Raw genomic sequence first — 22,983 nt, forward strand, 5'->3', positions numbered from 1 at the left:
GCGGAAACGCAGGTCGGCACGGGTGGTGCGATGGGTCACTCCACCACGTGGCGCCCTTCCTGACGGGCACTGCAGGAGGCCCGGAACGCGCAGTTCGTGCAGTGCTGCCCCGCGGTCGGCGTGAAACGTTCGTCGAGGACCTTCCCGGCGGCCGTGGCCAGCAGATCGCCGACCCACTCGCCCTCGAGCGGCTGCTGCGCCTGCACCTTGGGCAGGGTCTCGCCGCCGTCGCGCTTGGCCGCCCCCTGGCGGAGGTGGACCAGTTCTGCTCCGCCCGGCTCGGGGCGCACCCCGTCGAAGACCTCGTCGACGGCGCCCTCGCGGACGGCCAGCTGGTAGACGGCCAGCTGCGGGTGGTGCTCGACCTCCCTGGAGGTGGGCGCCTGCTTGCCGGTCTTGAAGTCGACCACGTAGGCGCGGCCGTCGCCGTCCGCCTCGACGCGGTCCATCTGGCCGCGGATGCGCACCTGGTAGTCGCCCGCCTCGATGGTGACGTCGAAGTCGTGCTCGCTGGCCACCGGGGTGCGCCCGGTGCGGTCCATGACGTGCCACTGGAGGAAGCGTTCGAGCGCCACGCGCGCGTTGGCCTTCTCCTGCTCCGACTTCCAGGGCGCGTCGAAGGCCAGGGCGTTCCACACGGAGTCGAGGCGTTCCATGAGGACCGACAGGTCGGCCGGGGTGCGCCCGGAGGCGACCTCGTCGGCGAGGACGTGCACCACGTTGCCGAACCCCTGCGCGGCGGTCGCGGGCGCGTCGGCCTTCACCTCCCGGCCCAGGAACCACTGCAGGGCGCAGGTGTTGGCCAGCTGGTCGAGGGCGCTGCCCGACAGGACGACGGGCTGGTCGCGGTCGCGCAACGGCACCTTGGACTCGGTCGGCTCGAACATGCCCCACCACCGGTAGGGGTGGGCGGACGGCACCAGGGGCCGGCCGTCCTCGTCGGAGAGGGCGGCGAGCCGGGCCAGGCGGCGGGCTGCGGCTTCCCTGAGGGCGTCGGAGACGCGCGGGTCGACCGTGGTGGCGCGCAGCTCGGCGACGAGTGCGGGGACGGACAGCGGGCGGCGGGGGCGCCCGGTGACGTCCTTGGGTTCGACGCCGAGTTCGGTGAGGAACCGGGACGGCTGGTCACCGTCGTCCGCGGGGGCTTTGACGGCGGTGACGACGAGCCGTTCACGCGCGCGCGTGGCGGCCACGTAGAACAGGCGGCGCTCCTCGGCGAGCAGCGCACCCGGGGTGAGGGGTTCGGCGAGTCCGTCGCGGCCGATGCGGTCGGCCTCCAGCAGGGAGCCGCGGCGGCGCAGGTCCGGCCACAGGCCCTCCTGGACGCCCGCGACGACGACGAGGCGCCACTCCAGGCCCTTGGAGCGGTGAGCGGTCATCAGACGCACGGCGTCCGGGCGCACGGCCCTCCGCGTGAGGGTGTCGGCGGCGATGTCCTCGGCGTCGATCTCCTCCAGGAAGTTCAGCGCGCCCCGGCCGCCGGTGCGCTCCTCGGCCCGGGCCGCGGTGGCGAACAGCGCGCAGACGGCGTCCAGATCGCGGTCGGCGTTGCGTCCCGCCGCGCCGCCCCTGCGGGCGGTCCGCTCCAGCCGGGCGGGCCACGGTGTGCCCTCCCACAGGTCCCACAGCGCCTCTTCGGCCGTGCCGCCGCCGGCCAGCCGCTCCCGGGCCTTGCGCAGCAGCGCGCCGAGACGCTGAGCACCACGCGCGTACGTGGGGTCGTGCACGGCCAGCCGCTCGGGCTCCGCCAGCGCCTGCGCGAGCAGCACGTCGGAGGGCGGCGGCAGGGGGTTGCCGGCGGCCCGTTCCTCCTCGCGCAGGGCGCGGCCGAGCCTGCGCAGGTCTGCGGCGTCCATGCCGGCGAGGGGGGAGGTGAGCAGGGTGAGGGCGGTCTCGGTGTCGAGCCAGCAGGGGCCGGCGTGGCCGACGGGGTTGTCACCGGGGCCGGAGCCGGAGTCGATGACGGGGCTGTCACCGGGCCCAGAGCCGAGGCCGGAGTCGATGGCGGGGCTGTCGTCGAGGCCGGAGTCGGGAGCGGTGCCGTCACCGGGGCCGGATGCGCGGGAGGAGCTGTCGCTGGTGCCGGAGGTGGGGCCGGTGCCGTCGCCGGGACCGGAGCCGAGGGTGGGACCGGAGTCGAGGGTGGGGCTCTCACGGGAGTCGGAGGCAGTTGCGTCGGCCGCGGGCCGGCGCTCGTCGTCCGCCGTCCCGGCGAGCCCCGCCTCGGCACCGGCCACCGCCCGCAGCGCCGTCAGCAGCGGGGCCACGGCCGGTTCGTGCCGCAGGGGCACGTCGTCACCGTCGACGTCCACCGGGACGCCCCCCGCCGTGAGGGCGCGGCGGATCGTCGGGATGGTGCGGGAGCCGGCGCGCACCAGGACGGCCATGTCGCTCCAGCGGACGCCGTCCTCCAGGTGGGCTCTGCGCAGGATGTCGGCGATGTTGTCCAGTTCCGTCCCGGACGTCGGGTAGGTGTACGCCTCGACGCGGCCGCCGTCCCGCACGGGGGCCAGTTCACGGTGGGCGCGGACCTTCTCGGCGGGCAGCCGGGTCAGCGGCATGCGCTGGGTGAGCAGCCGGGTCGCGGCCAGCAGGGCGGCACCGGAGCGGCGGGACGTGCGCAGCACCGCCACGGGGGCGGGACGGCCGTCCGCGCGCGGGAAGGCGTGCGGGAACTCCAGGATGCCGTTGACGTCCGCCCCGCGGAAGGCGTAGATCGACTGGTCGGGGTCGCCGAACGCGACGAGGGTGCGGCCGCCGCCGGCCAGCGCGCTCAGGAGCCGCACCTGAGCGGGGTCGGTGTCCTGGTACTCGTCGACGTACACGGCGTCGTACCGGGCGGCGAGCCAGGAGGCGACCTCGGGGCGGCGGGCGAGGAGCACCGCGCGGTGCACCAGTTCGGCGTAGTCGATCACGCCCTGCAGGTCGAGCACGTCCAGGTACTCGGCGAGGAAGGCCGCCGCGGCGCGCCAGTCGGGGCGGCCCGTGCGGCGCGCGAAGGCGTCCAGGGCGTCGGGGCCGAGGCCCAGTTCGCGGCTGCGGGCGAGGACCGCGCGGACCTCGTCGGCGAATCCCCGGGTGGTGAGGCAGGCGCGCAGTTCGTCCGGCCAGCGCACGTGCGCCAGCCCGAGCCGCTCCAGGTCCACCTGCCCCGCGAGCAGCTCCCGGACGGAGACGTCCTGCTCGGGGCCGGAGAGCAGGCGCATCGGCTCGACGAACAGGTCGTCGTCCTGGTGGGCGCGGACCAGCGCGTAGCAGAAGGAGTGGAAGGTGGTCGCCCGGGGCGCGCGGGCCGCGCCGGTCCGCAGGGCCATGCGGTCGCGCAGTTCGACGGCGGCCCGGCGGCTGAACGTCAGCACCAGGATGCGCTCGGGGTCCGCCCCGCGGGCGATCCGCTCGGTCACCGACTCCACGAGCGTGGTCGTCTTGCCGGTGCCCGGACCTGCGAGGACCAGCAGCGGACCGGCCCGGTGGTCAACCACGGAGCGCTGCGCCGCGTCCATCACAGGGGGATCCACCCGGACGGGAGGGGTACGTACCAGTCGGTAAGCGCCACGGCTCCCCCGCCGCACCCGGGGGTGCGTCAGGCCGCTGGTGGAGGAAGAGGAGCTCACGTGGTTCGCCGGTCCTGGTGGAAGTGCTGGTTGGCGGGCCACCGCGCGTGGCGGGCGGTGACCGCGGGATGACGGGGACGGGTGCGGCCGACGCTACGCCGCCGAGTGAGGCGGAGGCAGGGCTTCCCCTTCTTCCCTCCGGTCACTCGGGACACGCTCGGCACTCGAGTCCCTCGCCTCACGAACGTACGTCATGCCACCGACGTGCCACATGTCCCCCGTCCGGATCATGCGTCACACGAGGTGGCTCACGATGGCGGAAGCTGTCAGGTGTGACCCTCCGCGCGATCGCCGCCGTCCCACCGCGCGCGTCTCATGTCGATGCGCGGCAGGTGACCCTCGGCGGCCCGGCCGGCCTGCTTCAGGGGCGTGCCCTCCTCCCGGTAGTGCCCGAGGGCGCGCTGCTCGTGCCCCGGGAGCAGGACGCCGTCCGCGCGGACGACCCGCCACCACGGCACAGCTCCCCCGTAGAGCGCCATCACCCGGCCGACCTGCCGTGGGCCGCCCTCCTCCAGCCACTCGGCGACGTCGCCGTAGGTGAGGACGCGACCCGGCGGGATCAGTTCCGCTACGTCGAGGACCCGCTCGGCGTACGCGGGCAGCGCTTGCGCGCCCCCGTCGTCGTACCGGCCCCCCTCGGGGTTCTGCTCGCTCATCCGCCCCATCCTGCCCCACCCCACCGACAACGGGCCGCGGGTGCGCACAGGCTTGCGAGTCGCCCGGCACAGGCGCGTCGGGCAGACTGTCCGCCCCCGCATGTGCACCCTGATGCCCGTGCGCATCGGTGTGGCATGCCACCATCGTGCGGGCGGTGACCGGTGATACGAGACCAAGAAGAGACGATGAAGCAGCAGGGTGCACAGGACACGGAGGGCACCTCTGACGCTTCGTCGCGCCCGGGACCCGCGGACGACGGCCGCAAGGCGGCCCCGAAGCGGAGCCGGCCGGCCGCCGAGGAGCCGGACGTCGCCCACATCGACCAGGTCGAGGGCGACGAACCGCTGCTCCCCGCGCGCGTGCACCGGCCGTCCGACCTCATGCGGCTCCTCGTGGGCGTGCTCGCCGTCGCGGTGCTCATCGGCGTCGCCGCGTTCGCGCACGGCACCACCTCGGGCCTCGAACAGGACATCAACAAGGGCACCGGGCAGGCGCCCGACCTGCTCATCAAGATCGCGGGGTTGGCCTCCAGCATCGCGATCCTGCTGGTGCCGGTCGCCTTCGCCATCGAACGGCTGATCAAACGGGACGGCCTGAGGATCGCCGACGGCGTCCTCGCGGCCGTCCTCGCCCATGGTGTGACGCTGGCCACCGACCTGTGGGTCGCGCGGGCGGCCCCCGGCTCCATCCAGGAGGCGCTCACCCAGCCCTCCCCGGGCGACGTCCACGCGCTGACCGACCCCGTGCACGGCTACCTCGCGCCGGTCATCGCGTACATGACCGCGGTCGGCATGTCACGCAGGCCGAGGTGGCGTGCGGTGCTGTGGGTCGTGCTGCTCCTCGACGCCTTCTCGATGCTCGTCACCGGGTACACGACCCCGTTCTCGATCATCCTCACGGTGCTGATCGGCTGGACGGTGGCCTACGGCACGCTCTACGCGGTCGGCTCGCCCAACGTCCGGCCCACCGGGCGGACCCTGATGGCAGGTCTGCGGACGGTCGGCTTCCGGCCGGTCAGCGCCTCCCGTGAGGACGCCTCGGACAACCTGGACACCGGCGACCGGGGTCGCCGCTACTTCGTCACCCTGGAGGACGGCCCACCCCTGGACGTCACCGTGGTCGACCGGGAGCAGCAGGCTCAGGGGTTCTTCTACCGCGCCTGGCGCAATCTGACCCTGCGCGGTTTCGCCACCCGCAGCAGCCTGCAGTCGCTGCGCCAGGCACTGGAGCAGGAGGCGCTGCTCGCCTACGCGGCCATCGCGGCCGGCGCCAACGCGCCCAAGCTGATCGCCACCTCCGAGCTGGGCCCCGACGCGGTGATGCTCGTCTACGAGCACAGCGGTGGCCGCAGCCTCGACTCGCTGGCCGACGAGGAGATCACCGACGACCTGCTGCGCGACACCTGGCACCAGGTCAAGGCCCTGCAGTCCCGCCGGATCGCGCACCGCAGGCTGGTGGGTGACGCCATCCTGGTGGATCGTTCCGGCACGGTGATCCTCACCGACCTGCGCGTCGGGGAGATCGCGGCCGGAGATCTGCTGCTGCGGATGGACATCTCGCAGCTCCTGGTGACCCTCGGCCTGCGCGTCGGGGGCGAGCGTGCGGTCGCCTCGGCGGTGGGCGTGCTCGGCCCGGACGCGGTGGCGGACTGCCTGCCGATGCTCCAGCCCATCGCGCTCAGCCGCTCCACGCGCGCGACGTTGCGCCGACTAGCCCGCGAGCGGGCGCAGCGTGAGCGCGAGGCGGTCCTTGAGGCGTCCCGGCAGGCCAAGCAGGCCCGTCTCGAGGAGTCCGCCGGCGAGGCGCCGGCGGCCCCGGAGAAGCCCGGCAAGAAGGCCGTACGCGCCGAGCAGCGGGCCGAGAAACGAGCCATCGACGAGGCCCTGGAGGAAGCGCGCGAGGAGGACCTGCTCACCCAGATCCGCCACGAGGTGCTGCGCATCAGGCCGCAGGCCCCGGTCGAACCGGCCCGGCTGGAGCGGGTGCGGCCGCGCACGCTGATCAGCTTCATCGCCGGCGCGATCGGCGCGTACTTCCTGCTCACGCAGCTCACCCACATCGAGTTCGGGCCGCTCATCGCGAACGCCGAGTGGGGCTGGGTGGCCGCTGCCGTGCTGTTCTCCATGGCCAGCTATGTCGCGGCCGCGATGGCCCTGCTGGGCTTCGTGCCCGAGCGGGTGCCGTTCCTGCGGACCGTGGCGGCCCAGGTCGCGGGCTCGTTCGTCAAGATCGTCGCACCGGCGGCGGTGGGCGGCGTCGCCCTGAACACGCGCTTCCTGCAGCGCGCGGGAGTGCGCCCGGGGCTCGCGGTGGCGAGTGTGGGCGCCTCGCAGCTGTTCGGGCTGGGCTGTCACATCCTGATGCTGCTGTCCTTCGGCTACCTCACCGGCACCGAGAAGACGCCGTCGCTGTCGCCGTCCCGCACGGTCATCGCCGGTCTGCTGACGGTGGCGGTGCTGGTGCTCGTGGTGACCTCGGTGCCGTTCCTGCGCAAGTTCGTCGTCACGCGCGTGCGGTCGCTGTTCGCCGGTGTCGTGCCGCGCATGCTGGACGTACTGCAGCGGCCGCAGAAGCTGGTCACGGGCATCGGCGGCATGCTGCTGCTGACCGCCTGCTTCGTGATGTGCCTGGACGCCTCCATCCGCGCGTTCGGCGACGAGACCACCTCGATCAGCATCGCCAGCGTCGCCGTCGTCTTCCTCGCGGGCAACGCCCTGGGGTCCGCGGCGCCGACGCCGGGCGGTGTGGGCGCGGTCGAGGCGACCCTCACGGTGGGTCTCATCGCCGTGGGGCTGCCCAAGGAGGTCGCGGCACCGGCGGTGCTGCTGTTCCGCCTGCTGACGCTGTGGCTGCCCGTCCTGCCGGGCTGGCTGGCCTTCAACCACCTGACCCGTAAGCAGGCGCTCTAGGGGTATTGGTCACGGGCGTCGTCGACGCCGGCCGGCCCTCCTGGCCACGGCATGGCCACAGCAACTGGCCGCAGCAGGGCCCGACGGTGCCTGCTCCCTCGTACGGCACGCGTCCCGCGCGGACCCGTGCGGGCCACCGCAGGATGGAACCATGCCGACCCGCCTCCGCCTGCGCGCCACCGCCCTGACCGCCTCCGCCGCGTTGCTGTCCGCCGTCCTGGCGGGCTGTGCGGGCGACGACGCCAAGGACGAGGACCTCACCCGGCAGACCCTTGACTGGAAGGCCTGCCCGGCCCCGGACGATGCCCAGGGCGGTGGTCCCGCGCCCTCCCCGCTGCCGGACGACGGCGAGTGGGAGTGCGCCACCATGAAGGCGCCGCTGGACTGGGACGACCCCGAGGGGGACGCGATCGGCCTGGAACTGATCCGGGTCCGCACCACGGGCGACGACAACGCCCGCGTCGGCTCGCTCATCTTCAACTTCGGCGGCCCCGGCGGCTCGGGCGTCACCTCGCTGCCCGCCTTCGCGGAGGGCTACGCGAAGCTGCGCACCCGCTACGACCTGGTCAGCTTCGACCCTCGCGGCGTCGGCCGCAGCGCGCCCGTGATCTGCGAGAACGACCAGCAGCTCGACGCCTACTTCCAGCAGGACGCCACACCCGACGACGCCGCGGAGCGCACCGCGCTGCTGGCGAACACCAAGGAGTTCAACGCGGCCTGCGAGGACAACTCGCGGAAGATGCTGCCGAACGTGCGCACGACCGACGCGGCCCGCGACCTGGACCTGATGCGCCAGGTACTCGGCGACGACAAGCTGCACTACTTCGGCATCTCCTACGGCACCGAACTCGGCGGCGTGTACGCCCACCTGTTCCCCGAGCGCGTCGGCCGGGCCGTGTTCGACGCCGTCGTCGACCCTTCGGAAACCGCCGAACAGGGCTCACTCGGGCAGGCCGAGGGCTTCCAGCTGGCGCTCGACAACTTCGCCGAGGACTGCGTGTCCAAGACCGAGGAATGCCCCGTCGGCGACAGCGCACAGGACGTGAAGGACCGCATCGCCGAGCTGCTGGCGGACCTCGACCGCAGACCGATCCCGGGCATCTTCCCGCGCGAGCTGACCCAGACGGCCGCGACCAGCGGCATCGCACAGGCGCTGTACTCGAAGGACTTCTGGGAGTACCTCACCGAGGGTCTGGAGCAGGCCTACGACGGCAACGGCCAGATCCTCATGCTGCTGTCCGACTCGATGAACGGACGCAGCGAGAACGGCGAGTACAGCAACATCGCCGCCGCCAACGCGGCCATCAACTGCGCCGACGACAAGGCTCGGTACGACACCGCCTACGTGGAGCGGAAGCTGCCCGAGTTCCGTGCCGCCTCGGAGCTGTTCGGCGACTACCTGGCCTGGGGCATGATCAGCTGCACCGACTGGGCGGTGCCGGGCGCGGCCGATCATCCGGACGTGAGCGCTCCGGGCTCGGCCCCCATCCTGGTCATCGGGAACACCGGCGACCCGGCCACCCCGTACGAGGGAGCACGGGCGATGGTGGAGGCGCTGGGCGAAGGGGTCGGGATCGAGCTGACGTACCGGGGACAGGGGCACGGGGCCTACGACAGCGGGAACAAGTGCGTCCAGGGCGCCGTGAACGGCTACCTGCTGGACGGGAAGGTGCCGCCGGCCGGCACCGTCTGCACCTGACACCGCAGAGGCACCGACCGCTACGGCTGAACCCGACACCGCAGGAGATCCGGTCGGCCCCGTCGGCGTCGGCTACCACAGCGGTTCCTGCAAAACCACAGGTCAGACGGTTATCCACAGGCCAAGCCGGCGGCAGCGTGTTCTGCCTACCATGGCCTGACCGCCATCCGCGGCACGAAGCGGACGGCCTGTGAGGGGGGATGGGCGATGACGCGTTTCGTACGGTGGGCCGCTGTGGGGGCTGCCTCGGCGCTGCTGGCCACGGGCTGCAGCGGCGGCGACACGTCCGACGACGGCAGGGGCGGGCTTTCCTGGGGCCGCTGCAAGGCCACCGCGGACGGGCCCGCGCCGAGCAGCGAATGGCAGTGCGCCACGCTGAAGGTGCCGCTGGACTGGTCGAAACCGGACGGCGAGACGATCGGCCTGGGGCTGATCCGCGCCAAGGCGCGCGGCGGGGACCGCGTGGGCTCGCTGCTGTTCAACTTCGGCGGTCCGGGCGCCTCGGGCGTGTCCATGATGCCGTCCTACGCACCGACGGTCTCCCGGCTGCGTGAGCGTTACGACCTGGTGAGCTGGGACCCGCGCGGCGTGGGCGCCAGTGAGGGGGTGCGCTGCCGCGCCGACAAGGAGATCCAGGCAGCCGAGTCGGTGGACGTCACACCCGACACGCCGGCCGAGGAGAAGGCGTACCTCGCCGACGCCGCCGACTTCGCCAAGGGCTGCCGGAAGGACGCCGGCAAGCTGCTGGCGCACGTCTCCACCGCCGACTCGGCGCGCGACATGGACCGCATCCGCGAGGCTCTCGGCGACGCCAGGATGCACTACTTCGGTATCTCGTACGGCACGGAACTGGGCGGCACGTACGCCCACCTCTTCCCGGAGAACGTGGGGCGCATGACCCTGGACGCGGTCGTCGACCCCGGCGCCGACACGGTGGGTCATGCCGAGAACCAGGCCCGGGGCTTCCAGCGCGCGCTGGACAACTACGTCGCGTCCACCGGCCAGGACCCGGAGGAAGGCTCGCGCGAGATCGCGGCCCTGCTGCGCCGGATGGACGAGCAGCCCCTCCCGACGGGCTCGCCCGGGCGGAAGCTGACCCAGGCCCTCGCCGTCACGGGCATCGTCCTGCCCCTGTACAGCAAGGACAGCTGGCCGACCCTGACCCGTGCCCTCGACGCCGCGAAGAAGGGCGACGGGTCGGAACTGCTCGCCCTGGCCGACGGCTACAACGAGCGTGACCCCTCGGGGCGTTACGGCACGACGACCCACTCCCAGCGGGTCATATCGTGCGCGGACGACAGGCAGCGGCCGACCGCTGCCGAGACGAGGAAGCTGCTGCCCCGGTTCGAGAGGATCTCCCCGGTCTTCGGCACGTTCCTCGCCTGGGACACGGCCGGCTGGTGCCACGACTGGCCGGTGCCCGGGCAGCACGACACCCCGGAGGTCAGCGCCCCCGGAGCCGAACCGGTTCTGGTGGTGGGCAACACGGGCGACCCGGCGACGCCCTACGAGGGCGCCCGGAGGATGGCCGACGAGCTGGGCGAAGGAGTCGGCGTGATGCTCACCTGGCGGGGCGAGGGCCACGGGGCGTACGGCAGCGGCAGCGACTGCGTGGACTCCGCGGTGGACGCGTACCTGCTGGAGGGCTCGGTGCCGAAGGACGGCAAGGTCTGCTCATGACGACGGCGGGGGCCCCGGGCACTCGTGGTGCGCGAGACCCCCGCCGCCGGGAGCGATCGTCACGGTCCGGCGCGGTACGCCGGACCGTGAGGCCGGTGTCAGTAGACCGGCTTGCTCGGCTCGATCTGATTGACCCAGCCGATCACGCCGCCGCCGACGTGGACGGCGTCCGAGAAGCCCGCGGACTTCAGGACCGCGAGGACTTCCGCACTGCGGACACCCGTCTTGCAGTGCAGGACGATCTTCTTGTCCTGCGGCAGGCTCTCCAGGGCGGTTCCCATGAGGAACTCGTTCTTGGGGATCAGCCGGGCGCCCGGGATGGAGACGATCTCGTACTCGTTCGGCTCGCGGACATCGATGATGTCGATGCTCTCGCCGTCGTCGATCCACTCCTTGAGCTGCTTGGGAGTGATCGTGGAGTCGGCGGCCGCCGCCTGGGCCTCCTCGGACACGACGCCGCAGAAGGCCTCGTAGTCGATGAGTTCGGTGACGGTCGGGTTCTCGCCGCAGACCGCGCAGTCGGGGTCCTTGCGGACCTTGACCTGGCGGTACTGCATCTCCAGGGCGTCGTAGATCATCAGGCGGCCGACGAGCGGCTCGCCGATGCCGGCGAGGAGCTTGATGGCCTCGTTGACCTGGATGGAACCGATGGACGCGCACAGCACGCCCAGGACGCCGCCCTCGGCGCAGGAGGGGACCATGCCGGGGGGCGGGGGCTCCGGGTAGAGGCAGCGGTAGCAGGGACCGTGCTCGGACCAGAAGACGGAGGCCTGACCGTCGAAGCGGTAGATCGAACCCCACACGTACGGCTTGTTCAGCAGCACGCAGGCGTCGTTGACCAGGTAGCGGGTCGCGAAGTTGTCCGTGCCGTCGACGATCAGGTCGTACTGGCTGAAGATGTCCATCACGTTGTCGGCCTCGAGCCGCTCCTCGTGAAGGACCACGTTCACGTACGGGTTGATGCCCTTGACGCTGTCGCGGGCGGACTCGGCCTTCGAGCGGCCGATGTCGGCCTGGCTGTGGATGATCTGACGCTGCAGGTTCGACTCGTCGACCTCGTCGAACTCCACGATGCCCAGGGTGCCGACGCCCGCTGCGGCCAGGTACATCAGCGCCGGCGAGCCCAGGCCGCCGGCGCCGACACACAGCACCTTGGCGTTCTTCAGCCGCTTCTGCCCGTCCATGCCCACGTCGGGGATGATCAGGTGGCGGGAGTACCTGCGAACCTCGTCTACGGTGAGCTCGGCAGCCGGCTCGACCAGGGGTGGCAACGACACGGGGACTCCGTTGGTCGGTCAATCACTACGGTTGTTCTCCCCGTAACACTGCCATGCCCTTTTTCATTCCGAGACACCCGTCCCGACCAGCGAGACGATGTCGTCCCAGTAGCCGGGCATCGCCTCCCAGGGATCGGCCCGGCCACCGCGGTCGGTGTGGTCGGTGTGGTCGGTGTGGTCGGTCAGCCAGATCGTCGCGGCTCTCCGCCGGCGGGCGATGCGCAGCGCCTCCTCCAGATGGGGCCGGGGCACGCCGTGCACGAAGTGGCAGAAGCGCTCGGGTTCGTACTCGGCGGTCCAGTCGGCCACCTGGCACCAGCGGTAGTCGCTCCACGGGCCGGAGAAGGTGACGAGCTGGTCGGCGAGGTCGGCGTATCCCGGGTGCGGGTGGATGCCGTGACCGAGGACGATGTGCGCCTCGTCACGGATCACTCGGAGAGTTGCGACCGTGCGGCGCACCTCGGGCAGCCCGACGTGGTCGGCCGGGCAGCGGTCCAGGAGGAAGCCGTCCACCTGGTACCAGTCGACGAACCGGTGGGCGTCCGAGATCAGTTCCGCGAAGTTCCGGGTGCCGTGGCGGGTGTCGAGGTGCCCGAGGACGCGGACACCCGCGTTGCGCAGGCGGCCGGCGGCCTCCAGGCAGTGCGGGTCGGGGCGGGCGCCGGGCCCGTCGGCCACGTTGAGGACCACCCAGTGCAGGGGTGTGCCGGGCCTGGTCAGCTCGCCCCATTCGGTGCGGGCGAGGAGGGGGTGCGCGTAGCCGGGGACCCCGACGCCGTGGCGCAGTTCCGTGCCGGAGGCGCGGGGCCGGATCCTGGTCAGATGCGGCATGCCGCCTCCATCCAGATGTCGGCCAGGGACTCCTCCAGACCGATCCGGGGCCGCCAGCCGAGCCGGTCGCGGGCGGTGCGGACATCGGCCTGCTGCCAGCTGCCGCAGCCGTCCGGGTACGGGTACGCGACCGGAGCCGCGTGGTCGGAGTCGGGCCGGGGGTGCCCGATGGCGGGGCGCAGGGCACCGGGCGGGCCGTCGAGTTCATGGAGGGCGCCGCCGTATCCGGCCACACGGGCGAGGACCGCGGCGGCGTCACGCAGCCGTACGGCGCGTCCGGAGCCGATGTTGATGACGCCCTGCGCGGCGGAGAGGGAGGCGGCGTGCACGGCGCGGGCCACGTCGCGGACGTCGACGAAGTCGCGCTGGGCGCCGAGGCCGCCGAGTTTCAGTTCACCGTCGCCGGACTGCATGGCCCGGCGCATGGCCTCGGCGAGGCGGCCCAGCGGGGAGCCGGCGGGAGTGCCGGGACCGGCCGGGGAGAAGACGCGCAGGACGACGGCGTCCAGTCCTGAACCGAGGACGAGTTCCGTGGCGGCGAGTTTGCTGACACCGTACGGGCCGCCGGGCCGGGGTACGGCGTCCTCCGCGGTGGAGGAGCCGGGCTGGCTGGGTCCGTACTCGGCGCTGCAGCCGATCTGCACCAGGCGGGCACCGCAGCCGCTGCGCCGCAGGGCCTCGCAGACGGTGGCGACTGCGACGGTGTTGTGCCGGGTGAGTTCGCGGGCACCGCCGCGGGTGGCACCGGCGCAGTTGACGACGACTCCGGGGTGGACAGCGTCGAGAAAGCGGGTGAGTGCGCCGGGGCTGCCCGAGGCGAGGTCGAAGCGGACGTCGGCGTCGTCACCGCGGCCGAGGGCGGTGAGCTGCACGGCCGGGTCGGCGAGCAGGCGGTCGGCGACGAAGCGGCCGATGTAGCCGTTGGCTCCGATCAGCAGGACTCTCATCGCGCGGCTCCCGATGCGGCCGGGGCTCCTGGCTGGGTGGTCATGCGGGTTCTCCTTCAGGGCGGGGCGGAACGGGTGGGGGGTGGTGTCCGAGGCAGTGGGGGGAGGCCTGCGAGGCAGTGCGGGTGGCTGCGGGAGGCGGCCGGGAGGTGGTGGCCGTGTCCGGCCGGCCGCTCACCCGGGAGCCGTCACCGGGGCGCTTCCGGCGGCGCGTGGGCCGAGGCCCGGGTCAGCTTGCGGATGGTGTGGAGCAGGAGGGCCGAGGCCGCCGCACCGCACGCCAGCGCCGGGACGCTGCCGGCTCCCCAGTTGGTGACCAGGGCCTCGACGGGCGTGGCGACGAGACCGCATCCGGGCAGGCGGGAGACGAACACCGCGGCGACGGCGGCCGCCTCGGCCAGGGCGGTGGCCGTGAGGACGAGGGCGGGGGCGTAGGTGAATCCGTGGACGGTGAGGAGGCGGGCCAGGTAGAGCAGGGCGCCCAGGGTGATCACCTCGGCATGGGCCGGGGGCTCGTCCAGGAGGGTCGTGCTGAGGACGGCCAGGACCGTCAGGGCGGCCAGAAACAGGGTGAACGTGCCGAGCAGCAGCGGCCGCACGGAAACGGCGAAGTCCTCCAGGCCGCGGCTCGCGGCGAGTTTGCGCCGGGCGCGCGCGGTGAGGAGGTGGGCGCTCCACGCCGCCGGTGCGCACGCCATGGCGAGTGCCAGGGCCGGGGCGGCGGTGAGGGGCCAGTGTCCGTCCGCGGCGCCCGTCGGGGGGAGGTCCGGGCCTCCCGTGAGGGCGCTGCGGAGCAGGCCGTCGCCCAGCAGGGCGTAACCGAGGAGCCACAGCGTCCAGACGGCCGTCCTGCCCCGGGCCGCACCGGGCCGGGGGCCGGGTCCGCCTCCCTCGGTGGTGCTCAGGGGGCCGCGACGCAGGGCCGAGCGGAGGGCCAGGGCCACGGCGAGGACCCCGGCGACCGCCGCGCACAGGCGTGCCCGGCCCTCGGTGAGGTCCAGGGCGGCCACGGCGACGGCACACAGCGCGCCGGGCAGGAGCGTCAGCACGACCCAGTCGGCACGCACGCGGGGAGCGGCGGCCGGGATGGGCGGGGGCGCGTCGTTCTCCCGGGAGACGCGTGCGTACATCTCCTCCGCGAGGGAGAAGACGTCCCGGTGCCGGAAGCGGGCGGCGGTGCGGTCGGTGATGCCGTGCGCTTCCAGACCGGCGGCGATCTCGAGCGGGTCCACCGCGCGTTCACAGAGCTCGCGGTGGCGGTGCATGAGCGCCTTCACGGGGTCGGCCGCGCCTCGACGCGGGGCGGCTGCCGGGGCAGCGGCCTGACCGCGCGTCACGGCAGCGGATGCACCAGGCGCGGTGACAGCCGCGCCGGCACCGCGCGTCACGCCGGCGGCGGCGCCCGGCGCCGCTGCCTGCGGGGTGCCCCCTTGTCCGGCCGCAGTGGCCATCGCCCCCGCCGCTGCCGTCAGCGCGGGCGCGGACTCCGCGTGCTTCGGCACCGGCGCCCCCGGTTCCGCACGCTCGGACGCCCAGGACTCCCGTCCCGCGCGTTCCGACACCTGCGGCTCCCGTTCCGCACGCCGGGACACCGCTCGCTCCGGGTCCGGCGCTCGCTCCGGGTCCGGCGCTCGCTCCGGGTCCGGCGCTCGCTGCGGGTCCGGCGCTCGCTCCGAGTCGGCGTTCCATGGCCCGGGGCTGGTCGGGGTGCCGGGCCGGTCCAGTGCGCCCAGGTCCTTCATCGCGCTCCCTCCGGGGCGGGCACGGGCGTGGCCCGGACGGGGCTGCCTGTGGCCCAGCCGGGGCCGTTACGCGCGGCCAGGCGGGGCGACGGGGAGGACCACCGCACCGGGACCCGCGCCTCGGCGGGCACCGCGAAGGGCAGCGGCTCGCCCGTGCCGTCGAGGACCCGGCGGACGGGCGCGCGGGAGACGATCTCCAGGTAGAGGCCGTGGAAGGCCGCGATGTTCTGCTCGGCCGTGAACAGTTCGAGCGCCCGGGCGCGAGCGGCGGCACCGAGGCGCTGACGGCGCTCGGGGTCGCGCAGCAGCGCCACGCACGCATCGGCGAGCGCCCGGGGGTTGCGCGGCGGGACGACCAGCCCGGTGCCGCCGATGATCTCCACGACCGCGCCGACGTCGGTGGAGACCGTCGCGCGCCCGCACAGCATGGATTCCACGAGACCGGCCGGGAAGCCCTCCACGACGCTGGACAGGACGGTCACGGCGCCGGAGGCGTAGGCCTCGGCGGGGGACGGCAGTTCCGGGCCGCCGATCTCCTCGAAGGAGACCGGGTTGTCGCCGGCGGCGTGCGGCCCCGCGGCCTCGTCCGGGAACAGCTGGGCGGCCAGCGTCCGGCAGTGGCCGAGGTAGGCGGCGCCCTCGTCACCGGCGGCCGCACCGACGAGGCGCAGGCGCGTCCGCGGTTGCTGCCTGCGGATCTCCGCGAACGCGTGCAGCAGGGAGACCAGGTCCTTCGCGGGCTCGACGCGGCCGACCCAGACGAGCGTGTGGGGGTCCGCGTACTCGGGCGACTCCCCCACCTCCGCGAACGGCCGGGCGTCCATGCCCGGGTAGACCGTGCGGAGCTTGTCCCGGCCGGCGCCGCAGCGTTCCTGCCAGCGCCGGGTGTGGGTGTTGCCCGCGGTGACGACCTCGGCCCGCCGGTAGGCCTCCGCGGTGAGCAGGCCGTGGAAGGCGGCGAGCAGGGAGCGTACGGCGGGCGGGGCGTCCGGGGTGGTGAGGTAGTGCGTGCGCAGGCGCACGCCGTACTCCGTCACCATCAGGGGCACGCCGGTGAAGTGGTGGGCCAGCAGGCCGGGCAGGGCGGCCGTGCCGCCGGACGCGGCGTGGCACACGTCGACCGCGCCGAGGCCGTCGTCCTCGTACCAGTCGAGGGAGAGGGGGCGCAGGGCGCTTTCCAGGTGGGCGGTCACGGCGAGGAGGTCGGGCACACGGGCCTCGCGGGCCGCCCGGTGTGCGCCGTGCGCACGGCAGGCGCGCTCCAGCGTGCGCACGGCGGCCTCCGAGCGGAGCGCTCCGGCCAGACCGCCCTCCTCGCGGGCGAGTTCGGCGAGTGTGTACAGAGCGTTGGCGAAACGGTCCGCCTCTGGGGCGGACCTCTCCCCGGGAGCCCCGGAGGGTGCGGCCGCCGAGCCGCCGGACACACCCGTGCCCGTGCCCCTGCCCATGCCCGTGCCCGTCGTGCACATGACGGCCGCCAGTTCGGCGAAGCACTCGGTGAAGCGCCGCCGGGCGCGGCGTCCCAGCACGGGCTCGTCGTCCTCGGCCGACCAGGGTGAAGCGGTGCGCACCCGGCGGACGTTGGGCGGCAGCGGGACCCAGCCCTCGTCCTCCTGGTGCCGGCTGCGGCTGAGCGCGTAGACGTCGAACTCGTGCTGGGCGAGCCCGTGTACGAGCCGGTCGCACCAGAGCCTGGCGTCACCGCTCACGTACGGATAGCCACCCTCCGTCAGCAGTCCGATGCGCACGAGTGCACCCCCGATCTCCCGTATGGGGAGCCGCCGTTGCCCGGCGGCTCGCAGCGGGACGAACGTATGCGGACAAGGCGGGGGTGCGACGGACGGTTGTCCGTCGCACCACCAAAAGGGGTGAACGGTCGTAACTTTCCCGTGCGGGTCGCGTTCCGTCGCGCTAGGAGATCAACCGGGCACGTATCGTCACGCTCCGGCCGACTCCTGTCGTCCCGGGAGCGTTGACACCCGCTCCGCGTCTGTCCTCTCGTGCCTCACGGGCGGCGCTCAGGCCACCACCGGCTCCCGCCGCTCCGCCCGGCGCCGGGCCGCCGCCTCGGGGTCGAGGGCCGGCACGGCCGCCAGCAGCTGCCGGGTGTACGGGTCCCGCGGCGAGACGTACACCTCGTCGGCCGGACCCTCCTCGACGACCCTGCCCCGCCGCATCACCGCGACCCGGTCGCTGACCTGGCGTACCACGGCCAGGTCGTGCGCCACGAAGACCAGCGCGAGCCCGAGCTCCCGCTGGAGCTCCCCCAGCAGGGACACCATGTGGGCCTGTGTGGTCACGTCGAGCGCGGAGACCGGCTCGTCGCAGACGATGACCCGCGGCTCGGCCGCCAGGGCCCGGGCGATGCCGATGCGCTGGCGCTGGCCGCCGCTGAACTCGTGCGGGTAGCGGTCCTGATGGGCCGCCTCGAGCCCGACGCGTTCCAGCAGTTGACCCACGCGCTCCCGGACGCGTTGCCCGTCGCGCTCGCCACGCGCCCGCAGCGGGTCGGCGACGGACTCGCCCACGCTGCGCCGCGGGTTGAGCGAGGACACGGGATCCTGGAAGACCATCTGCACGGCCGGATTCACCCCGGTGTGCGGGCGGCCGTCGAACGTGATCGACCCGGCCGTCGGTTCCAGCAGCCCGACGAGCATGCGGCCCAGGGTCGTCTTCCCGCTGCCGCTCTCGCCCACGATGCCGAGGGTCTCCCCCCGGCGCAGGGTCAGCGACACGTCGTCGACGGCGGTGACCGCCCGCTTGCCCCGCCCGAAGTCGCGCCGCAGGCCGCTCGCCTCCAGCACGACCTCCCCGGGGGCCGCCGGCTGTGCCCGCGGCGCGTCCAGCCGGGGTACGGCGGCCAGCAACTCACGCGTGTAGGGCCGCTCGGGAGCGCCCAGGACGGTGGCGACGGGGCCGTGCTCGACCGCCCGTCCGTGCCGCATCACCAGCACCTCGTCCACGCTCTCGGCGGCGACGCCCACGTCGTGCGTGACGAGCAGCAGCCCCATGCCGGTCTCGGTGCGCAGGTCGTGCAGCAGGTCGAGGACCTGGGCCTGCACGGTGACGTCGAGGGCGGTGGTCGGCTCGTCGGCGATCAGCAGGGCGGGCTCGCAGGCGAGCGCCATGGCGATGAGGACGCGCTGGCGCATGCCGCCGCTGAACTCGTGGGGCCGGGAGCGCGAGCGGCGTGCCGCGTCCGGGATGCCCACCCGGTCCAGGACCTCCACCGCACGCGCGCGTGCCGCCCGGCGGGACACGCGCGCGTGCACCCGGTGCACCTCGGCGATCTGGTTGCCGATCGCGTAGTACGGGTCGAGGGAGGACAGCGGGTCCTGGAACACCATGGCGGCCTTGCCGCCGCGCAGCCGCCGCAGCTCCTCCTCGGAAGCGGCCTGCACGTCGGTACCGGCCACCCGGACCTCCCCGCGCACCCGGGCTCCGGTGCCGCGGTGCAGGCCGAGCAGGGCGGACGCCACCGTCGACTTGCCGGACCCGGACTCGCCGACCAGGGCCAGGGCGGCGCCCTGCTCCAGCCGGAAGGACAGCCCGTCGACGGCCCGCAACCCGCCGAAGTCGACGTGGAGGCCGGTCACCTCGACCAGGCTCATGTCAGCACCACCCGTCGGTCGGCCACCGCGTACAGCACGTCCGCGACGGCGTTGGCGAGGACCACGAAGAAGCCGGTGACCAGGACCATGCCGACGACCACCGGGAGGTCGACGACCTTGACCGCCTCGACCATCTCCCGGCCCACGCCGGGCAGGCCGAACAGCGTCTCGGTGAGGACCGCGCCGCCGAAGAGGACACCGATGTTGTTGGCGTTCACGGCGATGAGCGGGGCCACGGCGCCGCGCAGCGCGTGCCGCCGGATCACGGCCCGTTCCCCGACGCCGTAGGCGCGGAAGGTGCGCACGTGGTCCTCGGCAAGGGTCTCCAGCATCGCGGCCCGGGTCAGCCGGGCGTACGTCGCGGACTCGACGAGCGCCAGCGACAGCCAGGGCAGCAGCAGGTTCCAGGCCCACTGCTCGGGGTCGTCGGTGAAGGCGACGTACTGCGGGAACGGCAGCAGCTCGAGCTGGCCGCAGACGACGATCATCAGCACGAGGCCGATGACGAACACCGGCGTGGACATGCCCGCGAGGGTCAGCGTGGTCAGCAGCCGTTCGGTGAGCCGCCCGCGCCGCCGCACCGACAGCACGCCGGTGCCGACGCCGATGATCAGCCACAGCACCATGGCGCCGAGCGCGAGGGAGGCCGTGACCGGCAGCTTGGCCAGGATCAGCGCGGTGACCTGCTGGTCGCTCCGGTACGACAGCCCGAGGCAGGGCGCGGAGCAGTGCTGCACCGCGGTGCCGGTGGAGTAGTCCTGGCCGGCGACGAGGCCCTGCAGGAAGTGCCGGTAGCGCTCGTACAGCGGGTCGTTCAGGTGGAGCTGCTCCGCGACCTGCTGTACCTGGGCGGGTGAGCAGCGGGGCCCGCAGGTGATCTGGGCGACGTTGCCGGGCGTGACGTAGAAGACGACGTAGATGATCACCGAGAGGGCGAACAGGGTGACCAGGGCGCCGACGGCTCGGCGCAGCACGAACCCTCCGAAACCGGTCACGGGGCGGCCTCCTTCCTGCGGCCCGTTCCGACGCGCAGCCGTGAGGAGGCGCGGGGGTCGAGGGCGGTGCGCACGCCGTCGCCGAGCACGGTGAGGGCGAGGACGGTGACGAACAGGGCGCCCGCGGGCAGCAGCAGGTACTGCGGCGCGGCCTGGTACCAGACGTCGGCCGAGGTGAGCATCTGCCCCCAGGACGGGGTCGGCGGTTTCACGCCCACGCCGAGGAAGGACAGGGCCGCCTCGACGGTGATGTTGGCCGGGACGAGGATGGCCGCGAAAGTGATCACGGGCGCGGCGAGTCCCGGCAGCAGCTCGCGCCGGGCGATGCGGACGGTGCCCCAGCCGCTGAGCCGGGCGGCGGCGACGTAGTCGAGTCCCTTGAGGGTGAGGGTCTGGGCGCGCACCATCTTGGCGAGCGTGCCCCAGCCGGAGACCAGTCCGACGACCAGCGCCACCAGCACGGGGCGCGGGAAGCTCGTGGGCACGACGGCGAGCAGGGCGAGGGCGACGACCATCAGCGGCATGGCGACGAAGATGTCGGCGACCCGGGTCAGGACGAGGTCCACCCAGCGGTTGCCGAGCCCGGCCGCGACGCCGATGACGACGCCGAGCACGAGCTGCACGACCGTCGCGGCGAGCGCGACACCCAGCGACACCCGCGCGCCGTACACCAGCCGCGCGAACAGGTCCCGGCCGGTCTGCGGTTCGACGCCGAGCCAGTGGTCGGCGCCCGCTCCGCCGAACGGGCCGACGGGCACGCCGCCGCGGGCGGAGTCGACCAGGGCGGGGTGGTAGGTGGTCGGGTCCTGGCCCTCGATCGCGGTGAGCAGGGGTGCGGCGAGCGCGACGAGGACGAGAGCCGCGACGACGGCCGCCGCGACGAGGGCGGCGCGCTGCGAACGCAGCCGCCGCCAGAACTGACGGGCCCCCGAGGCGGCCGGGACGGTGGTGTCCGTCCGGGCCGCCTCGACGGTGACGAGTGCCTCGCTCACGGCGTCACTTCACCGCGACCTGCGAGACGTCCAGCACACCGGTCCAGTCGCTGATCACGACGTTCTTGACGTCCTCGCCGTACAGGCGCTTGTAGACGGGGTGGAACAGCGGGACGGTCAGGGCCTTCTCGCCGATCCTCTTGTCCAGCGCACCCCACCGCTTCGCGGCCTCGTCGAGGTCGGTCAGCTTGTTGATCGCGTCGATCTCGGCGTTGACGGACTTGTCGTTCAGCAGGCCCGTGTTGAAGTTCGCGCCGTCCTCGACGATCTGCCGGCCGTCGAAGATCGGGGCGAGGAAGGGACCGCCGGAGGGCCAGTCGGCGCCCCAGTGGGCGAGGAAGAAGCCCGGCTCGGTCTTCACGTCGTGGATCTTGTCGGAGTAGTCGTTCTCCTCCAGGCCCTGCAGCTTGACCGTGATGCCGGCCTTCTTGAGCGCGTCCTGGACGGCGGTCGCGATCTCCGGGCTGGTCTCGAAGTCCTTGGCGTTGGAGTGCGTCAGCGTGATGGTCAGGCCGTTCGGGTGCCCGGCCTCCTTCAGGAGCTGCTTCGCCTTCGCCGGGTCACCGGCCTTGCCGGCCGGGAAGAGGTCGTAGGGCGTGTGGCCGAAGGACTTCTGGTTCGGCAGGAAGGTCGTGGCGGGCTCGGCCAGGGCGGACCCGCCGGCCGCGTTGACCACGGAGGACCGGTCGATGGCGTACGAGATCGCCTGGCGCACCTTGACGTCGTCGAACGGCTTGATCCTCGGGTTGAACGCGAGGTAGTTGGTGTAGCCGAAGTGCCCGGTGCCGACGCGCGCGGCGAGGTCCTTGTCGCCGGTGACCTTGGCGAGTTCGGCCGGCCCCAGGTTGGTGTCCGTGGTGACGGCGGCGGCGTCCGCTCCCCGGGACGCGGACAGCCGCTGGTTGATCACGGACGAGTCGAGCCCGGACCGTACGTCGATCCTGTCCGGGTAGGCCTTGCGCTCGGCGTCGGTCGCGGCGGACCAGTGGGGGTTGCGTTCGAGGATCAGCCGCTCGCCGTCGTTCTCGTTGCGCACGACCTTGTACGGCCCGGAGGAGACCGGGTGCTCCTCGTACGCGGTGCCCTTGTCCTTGTTCTTCGGCACGGGCGCGAACTGCGTCTGCGTGGCCAGGTAGGGGAACTCGCCCTCGGGCTTGTTCAGGTGGAAGACGATGGTCCGCTCGTCCGGCGTCTCGATCGCGTCCAGGCCCTTCCCGCCCTTGTAGGGACCCTGGTAGTCGGCGGCACCGGTCAGCCAGTCCCGCAGGTAGGGGGCGCCGCCGGACAGCTCGGGGGCGAAGGAGCGCTCGATGCCGTACTTGATGTCGGCGGAGGTGATCGGCGTGCCGTCCTCGTACGTCAGGCCCTTCTTCAGGGTGTACGTCCACACGGTCGCGTCCTCGTTGGGGCGCCCGGTGTCCGTGGCCAGGTCCGGGACGACCTTCGCGCCGGCGGCGCCGTCCTCGCGGTTGCGGGTGGTGAGGGTGCGGAAGACCAGGGACGGGACGTTGCCGCCGCCGGAGGTGTAGAGGCGGGCGGGGTCGAAGTCCTGCTGCGGGTCGGCGTTCAGGACCGTGAGGGTGCCGCCCTTGTGGGGCGTGGAGTCGCCGCCGGCTGCCTTGGCATCGTTGTCCTCCGGCCCGCAGGCGGCGGCACCCGCTGCCAGGACCAGGCTGACGGATGCCGCGGCCACGCGGCGCGCTGTGACGGACGGTTGGCGCATCGGATGACGACCTCTCGGAAGGGCGTCCCGCGGGTTCCGGAACGGTCGATCCCGGATGGCGAGACGGAGTGACGAAGGGTGAGACGGAAGAAGACAGACGTCTGCCCGGCGCCGGGTCGTCGAAGAAGGCGTGACGGGGTCACGCGGAAGAGGGTGCTGATTCGCGACGCGCGCCTGGAGCGGGCGTCAGCAACAGTGAATGTCGGCCACGCAGAGCGGGGTCACGCCGATGAGCGCCAGCTCGATGGCGGCGCGAACGGAGACGTGACGGGGCGACATGCCCAGAAATATGTACGAACTCTCTGC

General features: G+C 73.2%; 15 protein-coding genes. 3 read left to right on the top strand and 12 right to left on the bottom strand.

Features of this window, described 5'->3' with window-relative positions:
- Nucleotides 1-35: 35 nt before the first annotated feature.
- Both Q5694_RS31170 and Q5694_RS31175 read right to left on the bottom strand, forming a co-directional pair.
- Nucleotides 36-3,614: an ATP-dependent helicase gene (locus Q5694_RS31170; protein WP_333936855.1), complete on the bottom strand. Its 3,579-nt coding sequence runs from the start codon at nt 3,612-3,614 to the stop codon at nt 36-38.
- 266 nt (nt 3,615-3,880) lie between these two features.
- Nucleotides 3,881-4,279 carry an MGMT family protein gene (locus tag Q5694_RS31175; RefSeq protein ID WP_443040976.1) on the bottom strand — a complete coding sequence of 133 codons (399 nt, stop codon included), beginning with the start codon at nt 4,277-4,279 and terminating at the stop codon, nt 3,881-3,883.
- A 177-nt stretch (nt 4,280-4,456) separates the two neighbouring features.
- Here Q5694_RS31175 and Q5694_RS31180 point away from each other — a divergent pair, with 177 nt between their 5' ends.
- The 3 genes from Q5694_RS31180 (at nt 4,457) to Q5694_RS31190 (ending at nt 10,559) form a co-directional block, all read left to right on the top strand.
- Complete coding sequence (locus tag Q5694_RS31180) at nt 4,457-7,180, top strand: lysylphosphatidylglycerol synthase domain-containing protein (protein ID WP_333936857.1); 2,724 nt, start codon at nt 4,457-4,459, stop codon at nt 7,178-7,180.
- Nucleotides 7,181-7,331: 151 nt separating this feature from the next.
- A complete protein-coding gene (locus Q5694_RS31185; RefSeq protein WP_333936858.1) occupies nt 7,332-8,879 on the top strand; it encodes an alpha/beta hydrolase in 1,548 nt (515 codons plus the stop codon).
- Between the two features lie 207 nt (nt 8,880-9,086).
- Nucleotides 9,087-10,559, top strand: a complete 1,473-nt coding sequence (locus Q5694_RS31190; protein WP_333936859.1) for an alpha/beta hydrolase — start codon at nt 9,087-9,089, stop codon at nt 10,557-10,559.
- Between the two features lie 98 nt (nt 10,560-10,657).
- On the opposite strand, the gene moeZ is transcribed toward Q5694_RS31190, so the two are convergent.
- The 10 genes from moeZ to Q5694_RS31240 all read right to left on the bottom strand — a co-directional run bounded on the left by moeZ (nt 10,658) and on the right by Q5694_RS31240 (nt 22,956).
- Nucleotides 10,658-11,836: an adenylyltransferase/sulfurtransferase MoeZ gene (moeZ, locus tag Q5694_RS31195; RefSeq protein WP_333936861.1), complete on the bottom strand. Its 1,179-nt coding sequence runs from the start codon at nt 11,834-11,836 to the stop codon at nt 10,658-10,660.
- A gap of 63 nt (nt 11,837-11,899) precedes the next feature.
- A complete protein-coding gene (locus tag Q5694_RS31200; protein WP_333936862.1) occupies nt 11,900-12,667 on the bottom strand; it encodes a spherulation-specific family 4 protein in 768 nt (255 codons plus the stop codon).
- A complete protein-coding gene (locus tag Q5694_RS31205; RefSeq protein WP_333936863.1) occupies nt 12,655-13,614 on the bottom strand; it encodes an NAD-dependent epimerase/dehydratase family protein in 960 nt (319 codons plus the stop codon). The genes Q5694_RS31200 and Q5694_RS31205 overlap by 13 nt, the downstream gene beginning before the upstream one ends.
- 188 nt (nt 13,615-13,802) lie before the next feature.
- Nucleotides 13,803-14,879 (bottom strand): hypothetical protein, encoded by a 1,077-nt coding sequence (locus Q5694_RS31210; protein WP_443040977.1) that lies wholly within the window; start codon nt 14,877-14,879, stop codon nt 13,803-13,805.
- A gap of 473 nt (nt 14,880-15,352) precedes the next feature.
- Nucleotides 15,353-17,104 carry a DUF3492 domain-containing protein gene (locus tag Q5694_RS31215; protein ID WP_333936865.1) on the bottom strand — a complete coding sequence of 584 codons (1,752 nt, stop codon included), beginning with the start codon at nt 17,102-17,104 and terminating at the stop codon, nt 15,353-15,355.
- 270 nt (nt 17,105-17,374) lie between these two features.
- The gene (locus Q5694_RS31220; protein ID WP_333936866.1) at nt 17,375-18,967 is read right to left on the bottom strand and encodes an ABC transporter ATP-binding protein; all 1,593 of its coding nucleotides are present in this window, start codon (nt 18,965-18,967) and stop codon (nt 17,375-17,377) included.
- Complete coding sequence (locus tag Q5694_RS31225) at nt 18,964-19,962, bottom strand: ABC transporter permease (protein ID WP_333936867.1); 999 nt, start codon at nt 19,960-19,962, stop codon at nt 18,964-18,966. The genes Q5694_RS31220 and Q5694_RS31225 overlap by 4 nt, the downstream gene beginning before the upstream one ends.
- Nucleotides 19,959-20,954, bottom strand: a complete 996-nt coding sequence (locus Q5694_RS31230; protein WP_333936868.1) for an ABC transporter permease — start codon at nt 20,952-20,954, stop codon at nt 19,959-19,961. The genes Q5694_RS31225 and Q5694_RS31230 overlap by 4 nt, the downstream gene beginning before the upstream one ends.
- Nucleotides 20,955-20,958: 4 nt before the next feature.
- On the bottom strand, nt 20,959-22,677 hold the full coding sequence (locus tag Q5694_RS31235; RefSeq protein ID WP_333936869.1) for an ABC transporter substrate-binding protein: 1,719 nt from the start codon (nt 22,675-22,677) through the stop codon (nt 20,959-20,961).
- Nucleotides 22,678-22,863: 186 nt separating this feature from the next.
- Nucleotides 22,864-22,956: an Ms4533A family Cys-rich leader peptide gene (locus tag Q5694_RS31240; RefSeq protein ID WP_311774658.1), complete on the bottom strand. Its 93-nt coding sequence runs from the start codon at nt 22,954-22,956 to the stop codon at nt 22,864-22,866.
- Between the last annotated feature and the right edge of the window lie 27 nt (nt 22,957-22,983).

Source organism: Streptomyces sp. AHA2 (assembly GCF_036857595.1).
In the GTDB taxonomy this organism is placed as follows: Bacteria; Actinomycetota; Actinomycetes; order Streptomycetales; family Streptomycetaceae; genus Streptomyces.

Excerpts from the sequence above, each read along its gene's own strand:
- Q5694_RS31175 (WP_443040976.1), bottom strand. The coding sequence starts at position 4,279 with ATGGGGCGGATGAGCGAGCAGAACCCCGAGGGGGGCCGGTACGACGAC.
- Q5694_RS31180 (WP_333936857.1), top strand. The coding sequence starts at position 4,457 with ATGAAGCAGCAGGGTGCACAGGACACGGAGGGCACCTCTGACGCTTCG.
- Q5694_RS31185 (WP_333936858.1), top strand. The coding sequence starts at position 7,332 with ATGCCGACCCGCCTCCGCCTGCGCGCCACCGCCCTGACCGCCTCCGCC.
- Q5694_RS31190 (WP_333936859.1), top strand. The coding sequence starts at position 9,087 with ATGACGCGTTTCGTACGGTGGGCCGCTGTGGGGGCTGCCTCGGCGCTG.
- Q5694_RS31200 (WP_333936862.1), bottom strand. The coding sequence starts at position 12,667 with ATGCCGCATCTGACCAGGATCCGGCCCCGCGCCTCCGGCACGGAACTG.
- Q5694_RS31205 (WP_333936863.1), bottom strand. The coding sequence starts at position 13,614 with ATGAGAGTCCTGCTGATCGGAGCCAACGGCTACATCGGCCGCTTCGTC.
- Q5694_RS31210 (WP_443040977.1), bottom strand. The coding sequence starts at position 14,879 with ATGCACCGCCACCGCGAGCTCTGTGAACGCGCGGTGGACCCGCTCGAG.
- Q5694_RS31220 (WP_333936866.1), bottom strand. The coding sequence starts at position 18,967 with ATGAGCCTGGTCGAGGTGACCGGCCTCCACGTCGACTTCGGCGGGTTG.
- Q5694_RS31235 (WP_333936869.1), bottom strand. The coding sequence starts at position 22,677 with ATGCGCCAACCGTCCGTCACAGCGCGCCGCGTGGCCGCGGCATCCGTC.
- Q5694_RS31240 (WP_311774658.1), bottom strand. The coding sequence starts at position 22,956 with ATGTCGCCCCGTCACGTCTCCGTTCGCGCCGCCATCGAGCTGGCGCTC.